Below are 14,552 nucleotides of genomic sequence, written 5' to 3'. Positions count from 1 at the left end.
CGACCAGCCTGGGCACGCCGTTCGCCTGCACCGGCGACCTCATCACCGCCATCGCCATGGCCATCGGCAAGGCGCTCGGCGGGGCGGCGCTGTACTGCGAACTCGACGCCATCGACAGCAGCCGCGATGCCTTCCTGTGTGCCAACACCGGAGAGGGCGACTATGGCTGGTCGGAGACTCCGGCCCAGTGCCGCGTCTTCGCCTCGGGGGCCGATTCCGGGCGCCGCGCGCCCGGCTGCTCGGTGCGCCAGACGCTCCGGCCGGGGGATGCCACGCTGATCGGCTTCTCGCCGCGGGCCGAGGCCCGCGGGGGATTCGTGCTGCTCGCCATGGAAGGGGAGGTCCTCGACCCCCCCGAGGTCGCGCTGACCGTGTCCTCGGCCTGGTTTCGCGCCGATACGAGGCCCATGCGGCGCGCCTTCGGCCGCTGGGCGGAGGCCGGGGCGACGCATCACGGAGCGCTCGTACCGGGCCGGCACGCCGCCCGGCTGGAACTGCTCGCCCGCTTTCTCGGCATAGGTTTCGAGCGGTCATGATTTTCGCACGCAGAGATGAGGCACCACATGCCTGACCATCCCACGACGCCCGCAAACACCCTGGCGCAAGCGCTGCCGGTCCGCCTCGTCCGCCATGCACTGGAGGCGACGGTCGCTGCCGTGGTCTTCGGCTACGCGCTGATCATCTGTGCCCAGGTCTTCTACCGCTACGTCCTCAATTCCTCGCTGATCTGGTCCGAAGAGCTCGTACGCTACGGCCTGCTGTGGGGCGTCATGCTCGGTGCCGCGCTGGCCACGGACCGCAACGCCCACATCGCCCTCGACCCGCTGCGCGAAGCGGTGTCGGCGCGCACCTATCGCCTCGTCGCCTGGGCCTCCGGGCTGCTGATCCTGCTCTTCTGCGCCATCGTCGCCTGGTACGGCTGGGAATATCTCTACCGCCTGCGCCTGATGCGTTCGCCCGCCTCGCAGATCCCCATGATGTATGTCTACGCCGCCATCCCCGTCGGCTGCGTGCTGATGGCTTTCTTCACCCTTGTTCATCTCGTCGCGGGCACGTTCCTGCCCGGCGGCCGCGGGCGCGAGGAGCCGGCGCTGTGATCCTCGTCCTGTTCGTCTGCTTCGCACTCTTCCTCACCATCGGGCTGCCGCTCGCCTTTTCCATGGGGCTGTCGGCGATCGCCGCCATTGCCCTGGCCAGCGGCCAGACGCTGCTCATCGTGCCGCAGCGCATCACTGCCTCGCTCGACAGCTTCGCGCTGCTGGCGGTGCCGCTGTTCATCCTCGCCGGCGAACTGATGAACTCGGGCGGCATCACCGAGCGCATCGTGCGCTTCTCGCGCTCGATGATGGGGCATTTCAAGGGCGGCCTCGCCCAGGCCAACATCCTGTCCAACATGTTCATGGCGGCGCTGTCGGGCTCTTCGCTCGCCGACCTTTCGGCCATCGGCTCCATGATGATCCCGGCGATGACCCGCGAGGGCTACAAGAAGAGCTATTCGGTCGCCATCACCTCGTGCGCCGCGCTGATGGCCCCGATCATCCCGCCCAGCGTCATCGCCGTCATCTACGGTTCGATCACCGGCATCTCCATCGGCGCGCTGTTCCTGGCCGGCGCCATTCCCGGCATCCTCGCCGGCATCGGCATCATGATCCTCGCCCGCGTGATGGCCACCAAGGGCGGCGCCACGGCGATGCCGCGCGAAGGCTGGAAAATGCGCGCCAAGGCCTCCCGCGACGCGGCGCCGGCCATGGCGGTGCCGGTCATCATCGTCGGCGGCATCCTGTCGGGCATCTTCACACCCACGGAGGCCGGCGCCGTCGCCGTCGCCTATGCGCTGCTCTACGGCATCGCCACGCGCCGCCACAACGCCGGCGGCGTCTACAACCTGCTGCTCAGTGCCGGCGTCACCACCGCGAGCGCGCTCCTCACGCTCGCCGGCGCCTCGCTGTTCAGCTACGTGCTGGTGTCCAGCGGCTTCGCCCAGGCCACGCTCGACCTGCTGTCGGCCATCACCGACGACCCGCACCTGGCCATGCTGCTGATCTTTTTCGTGCTGCTCGTGCTCGGCATGTTCGTCGAGACCGTGTCGGCCCTCATCCTCGTCACGCCCATCCTGATGCCGATGGTGGCGCATTACGGCTTCCACGACATCCAGTTCGGCATCTTCACCCTCATGTCCCTCGTGCTCGGCGGGCTGACGCCGCCGGTCGGCATCCTCGCCATGGTCGCCTGCCGCATTGCCGGAATCGAGTACGGCAAGACCTTCGGCATGTTGATGCCGTTCATCCTGTGGTGGGCGGTGGCAACGCTGCTGGTCGGGTACGTACCCTTCCTGACCCTGTGGTTGCCCTCGCTGGTGTTCAATTGACATGGCACCGCTGACCGGCACCGTGTCGCTCGTCCTCGGCGCCTCCCAGGGCATCGGCGCCGCGATCGCGGCAGCGCTGGCCGGCGACGGCGCCGCGGTCGTGCTGGCCTCGCGCCGGCTCGAGGCGGTCGAGGCGGTGGCGAGAGAGCTGCACGCCCAGGGACGGCATGCCCTGGCCGTCGCCTGCGACGTCGCCGACGCGGCGGCCGTCGAGACGGCGGTGGCCAAGGCAATCGACCGGTTCGGGCGCCTCGACCACCTCGTCAACAACGCGGCGATCGTCGAACCGCTGGCGCGCCTCGCAGAGACCGATCCGGCCGCCTGGGCCCGCGCCGCGCACGTCAACATCGTCGGCACCTACCACGGCTGCCGCGCCGCCCTGCGCGCCTTCCGCCCGCGCGGCAGCGGCGTCATAGTCAACCTCTCGTCGGGCGCCGCGCACCGGCCGCTCGAAGGCTGGTCGGCCTATTGCGCCAGCAAGGCGGCGACGCTGGCGCTGTTGCGCAATCTCGCCGAGGAGACCGCCAATACCGGCATACGCGTCTACGGCTTCCAGCCCGGCGCGGTCGATACCGGCATGGTCGCCCAGATCCGCGAGACCGGCGTGGGCTACGTCGCCCAGCTGCCGAAACAGGACCTGTTGCCGCCGGCGCTGCCGGCCCGGGCGGTGGCCTGGCTGATGCGCCCGGACGCCGGCGACCTGGCCGGCCGAGAACTGTCCATCCGTGATCCCGAACTGCGGGCCCGCGTCGGCCTGCCGGAGCGCCACTATGCCTGACATCCGCCGTGCCCCGTTGCCGCGGGGCATCTATCCGATGCTCTACGCCTATTTCGACGAACACGGCCGCCTCGACCAGGACGCCGCAGAGCGGCAGGTGGAAGCGGCGGTGGCCGGCGGCGCCCATGGCCTTGCCGTTCTCGGCCTGGGCACCGAGGTCAACAAGCTGTCGGCGGCGGAGCGCCAAGCCCTGCTCGGCTGGGTCGGCCGGGCGCTGGCGGGGCGCCTGCCGCTGGCCGTCACCATCGCCGAAGCCGATATCGAGCGGGCGCTTGCCGCCGCCGAAAGCGCGCAGCGGGCGGGGGCCGCCTGCCTGATCGTGCAGCCGCCGCCCGTCAAGGGGCTGCCCGAAGACGACTATATCCGCTTCTTCGGTGCGGTGGCCGACGCCGCCGCCGTGCCGGTCGGCATCCAGAACGCCCCCGATTTTCTAGGCATCGGCCTGTCGCTCGACGGCATCGCACGGCTGGCGGATCACCATCCCAACGTGACGATGCTCAAGGCCGAAGGCCCGGCCCTGTATGCGCACGCGGTCATCGAGGCGGTCGGCGATCGCTTGCAGGTGTTCAATGGTCGCGGCGGGCTCGAACTCACCGACAACCTGCGCGCCGGTTGCGCCGGCATGATCCCGGCGATGGACAGCGCGGACGTCCAGGCGGCGATCTTCGACCTCATGCAGCAGGGGGACCAGGCGAGCGAGGGCGAGGCCGAGCGGCTCTATGCCCGGATCCTGCCGATGACGGTGTTCGTCATGCAGTCGCTGGACAGTTTCCTGTGCTACGGCAAGCGCATCACGGCGCGGCGCCTCGGGCTCGGCCCCGTCCACGACCGCGCGCCCTTCCTCGCGCCGACGCCAACCGGACTGGCCTGGGCCGAGCGCTATGCCGCCGCCCTGCCGGCCTTTGCCATCTGATCGAACCAACCGGGAGCATTCTGCATGCGCATTCTCGATGTCCGCGCGCGGGTCCTCGAATGGACGGGCCCCGTCGCCTCGCCACCCCCGAACTTCTGCACCACCGCGTCCGACATCGTCGCGCGCCGCGCCGTGGGGATCGGTGCCTACAGCTTCCTGGGCTGGCTCGTCGTCGAGGTCGAGACCGACCAGGGCATCGTCGGCCTGGGCAATGCCGCTCTCTCGCCGCATGTCACCAAGGCGGTCATCGACCGGCACCTGAAGCCGATCCTCGTCGGCGAAAACGCCTTCGACGTCGCCTGGCTGTGGGAACGCATGTATCGCCAGACCCTGCCCTTCGGCCGCAAGGGCGCCGGCATGGCGGCGATCTCGGCCGTCGACATCGCCTTGTGGGACGCCATCGGCAAGGCCCATCGCCAACCCGTGTTCCGGTTGCTGGGAGGGCGTCTCAAGGATCGCATCGAGGTCTATGCCAGCCGCCTCTATGCCCAGCCGCTCGATGACCTGGCGCTCGAGGCCTCCGCCTATCGCGCTGCCGGCTTCCGCGGCGTCAAGCTGCGCTTCGGCTGGGGGCCGCGCGACGGCGCCGCCGGCATGCGGCGCAATGTCGAGCTGCTGCGCACGGTGCGCGAGACGGTCGGCGACGACATCGAGGTCATGGCCGATTGCTACATGGGCTGGACCCTCGACTACGCCCGGCGCATGCTGCCGCTATTGGCGCCGTACAACCTGCGCTGGCTCGAGGAGCCGCTGGGGGCCGACGAGATCGACGGCTATGCCGAGCTGCGCGCGATGAATCTGGTGCCCATCGCCGGCGGCGAGCACGAATTCACCCTGCGCGGCTTCCGCGAAATCGCCGAGCGGCGGGCCATGGACGTCATCCAGTTCGACACCAACCGTGTCGGCGGGCCGACCCAGGCCCAGAAGATTTGCGCGCTGGCGGAGGCGTTCGGGCTCGCCGTGGTGCCGCACGCCGGGCAGATGCACAATTACCACGTCGTCATGGCCAGCGTCGCCGCGCCGATGGCGGAGTATTTCCCGAAGGTGCCGGTCGAAGTCGGCAACGAACTGTTCTGGTACATCTTCGACGGCGAGCCGGTCGCCGAGCAGGGCAGCATCGGGCTCGACGACGCGGTCCCCGGAATGGGCCTGTCCCTGCGCCAGGATCTGCAGCGCGATTTCCGCATCAGCGAGTGAGGAAACGCGCCATGCAGGCGACACCCACCGAGAGCACTGGCTGGCCGCGGGCCTTTGACGAGCTTGCCGGGCGGCGGGTCCTGGTGACCGGCGGCAGCACCGGCATCGGCGCGGCGGTGGCGATGGCACTGGCCGGCTGCGGGGCCGACGTCGCCATCCAGTACAATGCCAGTGCCGAGGAGGCGGAGCGGGTGTGCGCGCACATGCGGGCCCTGGGCCGGCGCGCCATTGCGCTGCAGGCGGACCTCGCCGAGCCCGGCGCCGCCGCCCGGCTCGTGTCCGAGGCAGTCGCGCAGCTCGGCGGGCTGGACATCCTCGTCAACAACGCCGGCTCCATCCTCGGGCGGTTGCCGACGGCGGCCATCACCGAAGACTTCTACGGCAGGATCATCGATCTCAACCTCAATGCCGTGTTCTTCGCCTGCCAGGCGGCACTCGCCGTCTTCGTGGCGCAGGGTGGCGGCGTGATCATCAACACGACGTCGCTGGCGGCACGCATGGGCGGGGGACCCGGCACGGTCACCTACGCCGCCGCCAAGGGGGGCGTGTCGACCCTCACGCGCGGCCTGGCCAGGGAATTCGCCGGCCGCGGCATCCGCATCAATGCGGTGGCGCCCGGCTTCATCCGCACGCCCCTGCATGAGCGGCACACCGAGCCGCAGATGATGGCCGCGTTCGAGCAGTCGATCCCCATGGGCCGGCTCGGGGTGGCCGACGATTGCGTCGGGGCCTATCTGTTCCTCGCCTGCAACGGCCTCTCCGGCTACGTGACCGGACAGGTGATCGAGGTCAATGGCGGTCTGCTGATGCCCTGAGGCGGGCCCGCGGTCGCGGGCCCGGCGACGCACGCGGCCGGCCACTCACCAGTCGAGGATGATCTTGCCGGGCTCGCCCGCCGCCGCCCGGGCGAACGCCTCGCCATAGTCGGCCGCCGCCAGCCGGCCAGTGATGACCTTGCGCACGTCGAGCCCGCTCTCGAGCATGGCGAGCATCTTGTGCCAGGTCTCGAACATTTCGCGGCCGTAGATGCCCTTGAGCGTGATCATGCGAAAGACGATCCGGCCCAGGTCGAAGGGGAACGGGCGGGCCGGAATACCGAGCAGGGCGATGCGGCCACCCATCACCATGTGATCGAGCATCTGCTCGAGCGCCGGCGGCGCCCCGCTCATCTCGAGCCCGACGTCGAAGCCCTCGCGCATGCCGAGGCGCTGCATCTGTTCCTCGAGGCTCTGGCTGGCGACGTTGACCGGGACCACGTCGGCCACCTCCGCGGCGAGGGCGAGCCGTTGCGGATTGACGTCGGTGATGACGACGTGCCGGGCCCCGACATGGCGGGCGACGGCCGCCCCCATGATGCCGATGGGGCCGGCACCGGTGATGAGGACGTCCTCGCCCACGATATCGAAGGAGAGCGCGGTGTGCACGGCGTTGCCCAGCGGATCGAGAATGGCGCCGATCTCGTCGTCGACGCTGTCGGGCAACGGCACGATGTTGAACGCCGGGATGCGCACATATTCGGCGAAGGCGCCGGGCAGATTGACCCCGATGCCCTTGGTCTCGGGATCGAGATGGTACTTGCCGGCGCGCGCGGCGCGGCTGCGCAGGCCGACGACGTGGCCCTCGCCCGACACCCGCTGGCCCACCTGCAGGTGCCGGACCTCGGCGCCCACGGCCGCGATTTCCCCGGCATATTCGTGCCCGGTGACCAGCGGCACCGGCACGGTCTGCTGCGCCCACTCGTCCCAGTTGTAGATGTGCACGTCGGTGCCGCAGATGCCGGTCTTCCTGACCTTGACCAGCACGTCGGCCGGCCCGATTTCGGGGGTCGGCACGTCCTGCATCCAGATCCCGCGCTCGGCACGCGCCTTGACCAGTGCTTTCATGTCCATCCTCCGGGTCAGATGATGCCGAGCCGCTTGCCCGCATCGGCGAAGGCGGCAATTGCGAACGCGACGTCGTCGTCGCTGAGGGCCGCCGACATCTGGGTGCGGATGCGGGCCCTGCCGAGCGGCACGACGGGATAGGAGAAGCCGGCGACGTAGACGCCGCGCTCGTCCAGCGCGGCGGCGAGGCGCTGCGCCAGTTGCGCCTCGCCCAGCATCACCGGGATGATCGGCGTCTCCCCCGCGAGCAGGGTGAAGCCGGCCTGCGTCAGGCCCTCGCGGAAGCGCCGCGTGTGCCGCATCAGCCGCGCCCGCAGGGCCTCCGCACCTTCCGCGATCTCGATGGCCTTGAGCGCCCCGGCGGCGAGCGCCGGCGCGAGGCTGTTGGAGAACAGGTAGGGGCGGGCCCGCTGCCGCAGCAGGTCGACGATCGGCTGGCTGGCAGCCACGAAGCCGCCCATGGCGCCCCCCAGCGTCTTGCCGAAGGTGCCGGTAATGATGTCGACCCGGTCGCCGACCCCGGTGAGCGCGGGCGTGCCCCGGCCTTCGGGGCCGAGATGGCCGGTGGCGTGGCAGTCGTCCACTGCCACCAGCGCCCCGTAGCGATCGGCCAGCGCACAGATCGAACGCAGGTCGGCGATGTGGCCGTCCATGGAGAAGACGCCGTCGGTGACGATGAGGGTGAAGCGCGCGCCCGCGGCCGCCGCCTCCTTGAGGCGCGTTTCGAGCTCGTCCATGTCGCCGGCGGCGTGGCGGAAGCGGCGCGCCTTCGACAGCCGTACACCGTCGATGATGGAGGCGTGGTTGAGCGCGTCGGAGATGATGGCGTCTTCCGCCCCCAGCAGCGGCTCGAACAACCCGCCATTGGCGTCGAAGCACGCGGCGAACAGGATGGCGTCGTCCTTGCCTACATAGTCGGCGATGGCCCGCTCCAACTGCCGGTGCACGGCCTGCGTGCCGCAGATGAAGCGCACCGACGCCATGCCGAAGCCGTATTCCGCCATCGCGGCCTGGGCGGCCGCGACGATGTCGGGATGGTTGGCCAGCCCCAGGTAGTTGTTGGCGCACAGATTGACCAGTTCGCGCCCGCCGACCGCGATGCGGCGGCCCTGCGGCCCGGTGAGCACCCGTTCGCTCTTGCGCAGGCCATCGGCCTCGAGGCCGGCGAGCGTCGTGCGCAGATGCGCGAGGAAGGCCGATTGCATGTGCCAGCTCCCTTTTCGGTATGCCGGAATTTCCGCTATCTTGGACTTGTTGTCAACTGTGATGGAAAGTCGGCGGCTTGCCCGGCGGCGCGCCGATGCTATGAAGGGAGGAACGGAGGACGCCCGCGACCATGACTCTGGGGGACGCGCCCAAGATCGGGCCGGCAATACAGCGCCACCGCCGCGCACAGCACCTGACGCTGGAGCGTCTCGCGGCGCTGTCGGGGGTCTCCAAATCCATGCTCTCGCAGATCGAGCGGGGCGAATCCAACCCCACCTTCGCGGTGCTGTGGGCATTGACCCGGGCGCTCAAGATCGATTTGTCCGAACTCGTCGCCGGCGACGCCGCCCATCAGGACAGGGGCCTCGAGCTGGTGACCCTCGCGCACACCCCCGAGATCCGCGATCCCGATGGGGCGTGGACGCTGCGCATCCTCAGCCCGCCGGCCACGGCCGGCCGCGTCGAATGGTACGAGGTCGACATCGCCCCGCGCTGCCGGTTGCAGAGCGCACCGCACGCCGTGGGCACGGTCGAACATTTGACGGCGCTGTCCGACGGCCTCGTCGTGGAGACGAGCCTCGGCCGGCAGGAGTTGAAGGCGGGGGAGACGGCGCGCTACCGCGTCGACGTCGACCACGCCATCATCAACGAGGCGGCGGGTGCCGCCCGGGCCCTGATGGTCGTGCTCTACGGCTGAGTTGCGGCAGGCCCGCCGGCGTGCGGCAGGCCTGCCTGGACATCGGTCAGGCCGCGGCGCGGGCCAGCGCCAGCGACGCATCGAGGGCGCGCCGGACACGCGCCACCAGTTCGTCGACTTCGGCCTCGGTGATGATCAGCGGCGGGCAGAACGCCACGGCGTCCAGCATGTTGCGGCCGATGACGCCATGCGCCTGCAACTGTGCGTTGACCAGCGTGCCGAGCTGGCCGGGAGCCGGCAGCGCCTGCTTGCGAGACTTGTCGACGACCAGTTCGATCGCCGCCACCAGCCCGACACCACGCACTTCCCCGACCAGGGGATGGTCCAGCAGCCCCGCCAGTCCCGCCTGCAGGCGGTTGCCGACCGCGGCCGCATGCTCGACCAGGCCGCGCTCCTCGATGATCTTCAGCGTCTCGAGGGCGACGGCCGCGGCCACCGGATGCCCCCCGGCGGTAAAACCGTGGCCGAGCGTGCCGATGCGATCGCTCTCCTCGACGATCGGGGCGATGACCCTTTCGTTGGCGACCAGCGCCGAGATCGGCAGATACGAGGAGGAAAGCTGCTTGGACAACAGCATGATATCCGGCTCGATGCCGTAGGTCTGGCTGCCGAACATGCGGCCGGTGCGCCCGAAGCCGCAGATCACCTCGTCGGCGACCAAGAGAATGTCGTATTTGCGCAGGACCTGCTGGATTTTCTCCCAATAGGTGCGCGGGGGCACGACGACGCCACCGGCACCCTGCACCGGCTCGCCCCAGAACGCGGCGATGGTCTCGGGGCCCTCGCGCAGGATCAGCTGCTCCAGTTCCTCGGCCCGGCGGGTGGCGAAGGCCTCTTCGCTTTCCCCCGCCTCCGCATCGCGCCAGTGATGCGGGCAGCCGGTCCGCAAGATGCCCGGGATGGGCAGGTCGAAGGAACGGTGATTGCCCGCGAGGCCGGTCAGGCTCGCCGCCGCGATGGTGACGCCGTGGTAGGCGCGCTCGCGCGAGATCACCTTCTTGCGCTGCGGCTGGCCAAGCGCGTTGGCGCGGTACCAGATGAGTTTCAGCGCCGTGTCGTTGGCTTCCGAACCGGAATTGGTGAAGAACGCCTTGCTCATCGGCACCGGCGCCATGCCCACCATCCGCTCGGCCAGATCGATGACCGGCCCGTGCGACTTGTGGGTGAAGGTGTGGTAGAAGGGCAGCGTTTCCATCTGCCGCGTCGCGGCGGCGATGAGGCGCTTCTCGCTGAAGCCGAGCGCCACGCTCCACAACCCGGCCATGGCCTCGATATAGGTGTGCCCGTTGCTGTCGGTGACATAGATGCCGTGGCCGCGCTCGATCACCAGCGGGCCGGTCTCGCGGTGCTTCTTGGCATTGGTATAGGGATGCAGATGATAGGCGATGTCGCGCGCCTCGATCGAATTGGGCTGGGTCACCTGACGGTTCCTCTCTGGCTGGGAGTTGCGTAGTCGTGATGCATCATCATGTCGCTGCGTTCAAGCCAGCGTGTAGGCCGTCTTGACCGCCGTATAAAATTCCCGCGCGTAGCTTCCCTGTTCGCGCGGACCATAGGAGGAGCCTTTGCGCCCCCCGAAAGGCACGTGGTAGTCGACACCGGCCGTCGGCAGGTTGACCATCACCATGCCCGCGCTCGAGCGCCGCTTGAAATCGGCCGCGTGCTTGAGGGAACGCGTGACGATCCCCGAGGACAGCCCGAACTCCGTGTCGTTGGCCACCGCCACCGCCTCCTCGTAGTCCCTGACGCGGATCACGCCGGCGACGGGCCCGAAGATCTCTTCCTGGTTGATGCGCATGGCGTTGTCGGTTTCCACGAACAGGGCCGGGGCCATGTAGTGGCCGGCATGCGGGCGGTTCAGCACCTCGCCGCCCGTCGCCAGGCGCGCGCCCTCGGCCACTCCGACCTGGACATAGTCGAGGTTCTGGGCCAGTTGCGCCGCGCTCGCCACGGGTCCGATGTCGCTCTCGGCGTCGAGGGCGTGGCCGACGCGCAAGGCCTTCATCCTTTGCACCATCGCGGCGACGAAGGCGTCGTGGATGCCGTCCTCGACGATCAGCCGGCTCGAGGCCGTGCAGCGTTGTCCGGTCGAAAAGAAGGCGCCGTTGATGGCGGCGTTGACGGCGATTTCAAGGTCGGCGTCGTCCAGCACGACGAGGGGATTCTTGCCCCCCATTTCGAGCTGCACCTTCTTGCCGCTGGCGAGGCAGGCCGTGCCGATCTGCCGGCCGGTGGCGACCGATCCGGTGAAGCTGATGGCCCGCACCATAGGGGACGCCACGATGGCCTGGCCGACCTGCGAACCGGGACCCGAAACCATGTTGAAGACCCCCGCCGGCACACCGGCGCGGGAGAGGATCTCGGCGAGGGCCCAGGCCGATCCGGGGACCAGTTCTGCCGGCTTGAACACCACGGTGTTGCCGTAGGCCAGGGCCGGCGCGATCTTCCAGGCCGGGATGGCGATGGGGAAGTTCCAGGGCGTGATGAGGCCGACGACGCCCTCGGGTTCGCGCAGGATTTCGACATCGACGCCGGGGCGGACCGAGGCCCCGCGCTCCCCGCTGAGACGGACGGCTTCACCGGCGAAGAACTTGAATACCCGGCCGGCGCGGACGACCTCGCCGGTCGCCTCGGCAAGTACCTTGCCTTCCTCGCGCGCGAGCAGCTCACCCAGTTCGTCCTTGCGCGCCAGGATCTCGGTGCCGACCCGATCAAGGATGTCGCCGCGCAGTTCCGGACTGCTGCGGGACCAGGCCGGAAAGGCGGCCGCCGCCGCCGCGATCGCCGCGTTGGTGTGCTGCGCGGTGGCGCGCGCATGGACGCCGACGACGTCGGCCGTGTCGCTCGGATTGATGTTCGGCGCGGTGTCCGCCCCCGCGACCCACTCGCCGCCGACATAGTTGCGGTGCTCCACCGTCTTCGCTCCGTTCCGATTGGCGCCCAGCGCGGCAATCCGTCATTGTGGTTGCCTCACTTCGATGTATGATGCATCATAATTCTGCGCACGGCAATCCCCTTCGTCGGACGAAACGGTTGCCGCAGGGCGCCGCCGTGGCATAGGTATGGAGCGCCGAGCCACGCGTGCACATGAACGGCTTCACGGGATTTGGGATGCCACCGAGCCTGCAGACCCTCGCCCACGAGAACCTCAGCAGCAGCGTCTATGCCGCGCTGTGCGACGCGCTGATGAAGGGGCATTTCCAGCCCGGGGACCGCCTGAAGATCCGCGAGCTTGCCGAGCAGTTCGGCACCAGCGTCACCCCCGTCCGCGACGCCATCATCCGGCTGACGCACGACGAGGCGCTGGTGTTCCAGTCCCCCCGCGACATCCGCATCCCGCTGGTGAGCCGCGAGCGCTACCTCGAGATGCGCGCCATTCGCCTGCGGCTCGAGGCCTTCGCCGCCGAAATGGCCGCAGCCGCGGCAACCCCCGCCGACACGCGGGCGCTCAAGGCCATCCTCGAGGCCAACGAGAAGGCGATCGCCGCGGCCGACCGGCGGCGCGGCACCGAACTCAACTACGCCTTTCACTTCCACCTGGCCACGATTGCCGGCCTGCCCATGCTGCAAGGCATCATGCGCCGCATCTGGCTGCAGATGGGGCCGCTGATCTCGCAGACCTACCTGCAGGGCGGGCGCAGCATGATCGATTACCACTATCCGATCCTCGAGGCGGTCAGTCGCCACGACGGCGCGGCCGCGGCCGAGGCGATGCGGAACGACATCCTGATGGGCGGCGAGAGCATTTTGACCTGGGTCACGACCCCGCATCGGGACACGGAGGCAACGCCAGGCGCACGCGAGTCCTCGCCCGCCTGAGGCGGCCCTGCTCAGGCGGCCTCGCGGGCTGCGTCACGTATGGCGGCGAGCGGGTGCACGGCCACGGCAGGAGACAGGCGGCCGACCTGGCAACGGCAGGAAAAGCCGGTCGCGAGCACCTCGGCCTCGCCCGCCAAAGCCGGCGCCCATGAGGCCTCGAACAGTCTCCGGCTGATCTCCTGGTGGCGGGCCTCGTGGCCGAACAAGCCGGCCATGCCGCAACACCCCGCCTCGACGATGTCCACCCTCATGCCGAGCGTCGCGAACACCTGCTGCCAGAGGCGGCGGGGCTGCGCCCCGAGCGCCGCTTCGGTGCAATGCAGCAGCAGCTTGCGGGGCGGCGCGGCGCTCAATCGCGGCCAGCCGTCGCCCTCGCGGGCGCGCCCGGCCAGGAATTCCTCGACGAGCTGCACCCGCGGGACGTCGAGCCCGGTCTCCCGATACTCCTGGCGCAGCATCAGCACGTAGGCGGGGTCGACGCCGACCATCGGGCGGCCGAGGCCGGCCAGCACCTGCAGCGCCGCGATCTGCCGTCGTGCCGCGTCCACGAAGCGCCGCCGCGCCCCTTTGACATGAGCCGCCTTGGCGCCGGGCGGCAGGGTCACGATCAGCGGTGCATAACCCAGGGCCTCGAGCCCGCCGCAGACGGCGGCCACCGCCTCGGTGTCGAAGACGCTGGTGAAGGCGTCCTCGATCACCAACACGGTCGTGCCCGGAAGGCTCCGCGCCGCCGCGGCCCGGAAGGAAGCAACCGGGTAACCCAGGGCGTGCAGCGGGCGGGCGGCGATCTGGGGCAGGTCGACGAAGCCGAACAGTCTCCCAGCCAGTGCGAAGGCCGGCGGGGCCAGCACCCGCACGAGCGGGCGCACGCGCTTGAGCAGAGGCGACAGCGCTTCCACCGCCATGGCGGCGTGGTCGGCGAGCGGCCGGCGGCGGGTCCGGTAATAGGCGTCAAGGAAGTGCGACTTCATCGCCGGAATGTCGACATGCACCGGGCATGAACTGGCGCAGGCCTTGCAGCCGAGGCAGGTGTCGAGCGCCGCGAAGAGATCGGCCGCCCGCCGATGGCGGTCGGCTGCCCCCTCCCCTTCGGCGCGGTGCCAGGCCCTCAGCGCGTCGGCCCGGCCCTTGGGCGACTGCCGCAGGTCGCTCGTCGCCTTGAACGAGGGGCACATCGGCGTGGTCCGCGCGTAATTGAGGCACTGCGCATTGCCGTTGCAGGCGAAGGCCTTGGCCAGGGGATCGCGCGGCGGCGCGTTGAAGGGCCGGAACGGCGTGGTGGCGATACCCATGAGCGGCCCGGTCGCCGCCACCAGCTTGCCCGGGTTGAACCGGCCCTGCGGATCGAAGGCCAGCTTGACGCCCCGGAACGCCGCATAGGCCGTCTCGCCGACATAGTCGCGCAGATAGGCGCCGCGAATGCCCTTGCCGTGCTCGCCCCAGAAGATGCCGCCATGCGCCTTCGTCAGCGCGTAGACGGCGTCGGAGACGCGCTGCAGCAGATCCCTGTCGGTGTCGACATCGAGCGCCGGACGGACGTGCAGGCAGCCGACATCGACATGCCCGTAAATGCCGTAGTCGAGGCCGTGGCCGCGCACGATGCGATCGAAGCCCTCGACAAACGGCACCAGATTCTCCACCGGGACGACGCAATCCTCGACGAAGGCGATCGGCCGCCGCGCCCCGCTGCT

At 69.6% G+C, this 14,552-nt stretch carries 14 protein-coding genes; 9 read left to right on the top strand and 5 right to left on the bottom strand.

The features are described from left to right. From VGD93_RS14880 to VGD93_RS14850, 7 genes are all read left to right on the top strand, one after another. A partial coding sequence (locus VGD93_RS14880) for a hypothetical protein (protein WP_395012951.1) occupies positions 1-536 on the top strand: 536 nt, incomplete at its 5' end. A gap of 27 nt (positions 537-563) precedes the next feature. Continuing rightward, positions 564-1,097, top strand: a complete 534-nt coding sequence (locus VGD93_RS14875; protein ID WP_395012950.1) for a TRAP transporter small permease — start codon at positions 564-566, stop codon at positions 1,095-1,097. Beyond that, positions 1,094-2,368: a TRAP transporter large permease gene (locus VGD93_RS14870; RefSeq protein WP_395012949.1), complete on the top strand. Its 1,275-nt coding sequence runs from the start codon at positions 1,094-1,096 to the stop codon at positions 2,366-2,368. Before VGD93_RS14875 ends, VGD93_RS14870 begins: the two co-directional genes overlap by 4 nt. Position 2,369: 1 nt before the next feature. Continuing rightward, positions 2,370-3,146 (top strand): SDR family NAD(P)-dependent oxidoreductase, encoded by a 777-nt coding sequence (locus VGD93_RS14865; RefSeq protein ID WP_395012948.1) that lies wholly within the window; start codon positions 2,370-2,372, stop codon positions 3,144-3,146. Next, on the top strand, positions 3,139-4,059 hold the full coding sequence (locus VGD93_RS14860; RefSeq protein WP_395012947.1) for a dihydrodipicolinate synthase family protein: 921 nt from the start codon (positions 3,139-3,141) through the stop codon (positions 4,057-4,059). The genes VGD93_RS14865 and VGD93_RS14860 overlap by 8 nt, the downstream gene beginning before the upstream one ends. Before the next feature lie 24 nt (positions 4,060-4,083). Further along, a complete protein-coding gene (locus tag VGD93_RS14855) occupies positions 4,084-5,256 on the top strand; it encodes an L-rhamnonate dehydratase (protein ID WP_395012946.1) in 1,173 nt (390 codons plus the stop codon). Positions 5,257-5,267: 11 nt separating this feature from the next. Beyond that, entirely contained in the window at positions 5,268-6,071 is an 804-nt protein-coding gene (locus VGD93_RS14850) for an SDR family NAD(P)-dependent oxidoreductase (protein WP_395012945.1), read from the top strand. Between the two features lie 45 nt (positions 6,072-6,116). On the opposite strand, the gene tdh is transcribed toward VGD93_RS14850, so the two are convergent. Both tdh and VGD93_RS14840 read right to left on the bottom strand, forming a co-directional pair. Beyond that, positions 6,117-7,139 (bottom strand): L-threonine 3-dehydrogenase, encoded by a 1,023-nt coding sequence (gene tdh, locus VGD93_RS14845; RefSeq protein WP_395012944.1) that lies wholly within the window; start codon positions 7,137-7,139, stop codon positions 6,117-6,119. Positions 7,140-7,153: 14 nt separating this feature from the next. After that, positions 7,154-8,344, bottom strand: coding sequence for a glycine C-acetyltransferase (locus VGD93_RS14840; RefSeq protein WP_395012943.1), 1,191 nt, complete (start codon positions 8,342-8,344; stop codon positions 7,154-7,156). A gap of 131 nt (positions 8,345-8,475) precedes the next feature. Here VGD93_RS14840 and VGD93_RS14835 point away from each other — a divergent pair, with 131 nt between their 5' ends. Further along, entirely contained in the window at positions 8,476-9,042 is a 567-nt protein-coding gene (locus VGD93_RS14835) for a helix-turn-helix domain-containing protein (RefSeq protein WP_395012942.1), read from the top strand. A gap of 46 nt (positions 9,043-9,088) precedes the next feature. On the opposite strand, the gene VGD93_RS14830 is transcribed toward VGD93_RS14835, so the two are convergent. Together VGD93_RS14830 and VGD93_RS14825 are read right to left on the bottom strand one after the other, a co-directional pair. Next, on the bottom strand, positions 9,089-10,462 hold the full coding sequence (locus tag VGD93_RS14830; protein ID WP_395012941.1) for an aspartate aminotransferase family protein: 1,374 nt from the start codon (positions 10,460-10,462) through the stop codon (positions 9,089-9,091). 60 nt (positions 10,463-10,522) lie between these two features. Next, positions 10,523-11,956 carry an aldehyde dehydrogenase family protein gene (locus VGD93_RS14825; RefSeq protein ID WP_395012940.1) on the bottom strand — a complete coding sequence of 478 codons (1,434 nt, stop codon included), beginning with the start codon at positions 11,954-11,956 and terminating at the stop codon, positions 10,523-10,525. Between the two features lie 197 nt (positions 11,957-12,153). Between VGD93_RS14825 and VGD93_RS14820 the strand changes: the two genes are divergently transcribed. After that, complete coding sequence (locus VGD93_RS14820; RefSeq protein WP_395012939.1) at positions 12,154-12,861, top strand: GntR family transcriptional regulator; 708 nt, start codon at positions 12,154-12,156, stop codon at positions 12,859-12,861. An 11-nt stretch (positions 12,862-12,872) separates the two neighbouring features. Here VGD93_RS14820 and VGD93_RS14815 read toward each other — a convergent pair. Beyond that, a partial coding sequence (locus VGD93_RS14815; RefSeq protein WP_395012938.1) for an FAD-linked oxidase C-terminal domain-containing protein occupies positions 12,873-14,552 on the bottom strand: 1,680 nt, incomplete at its 5' end.

The sequence above is a fragment of the Devosia sp. genome (genome assembly GCF_036406155.1).
GTDB lineage: Bacteria > Pseudomonadota > Alphaproteobacteria > Rhizobiales > Devosiaceae > Devosia_A.
The sequence above is the reverse complement of the archived record's forward strand: the minus strand, read 5'-3'. Positions and strand labels throughout refer to the sequence as shown.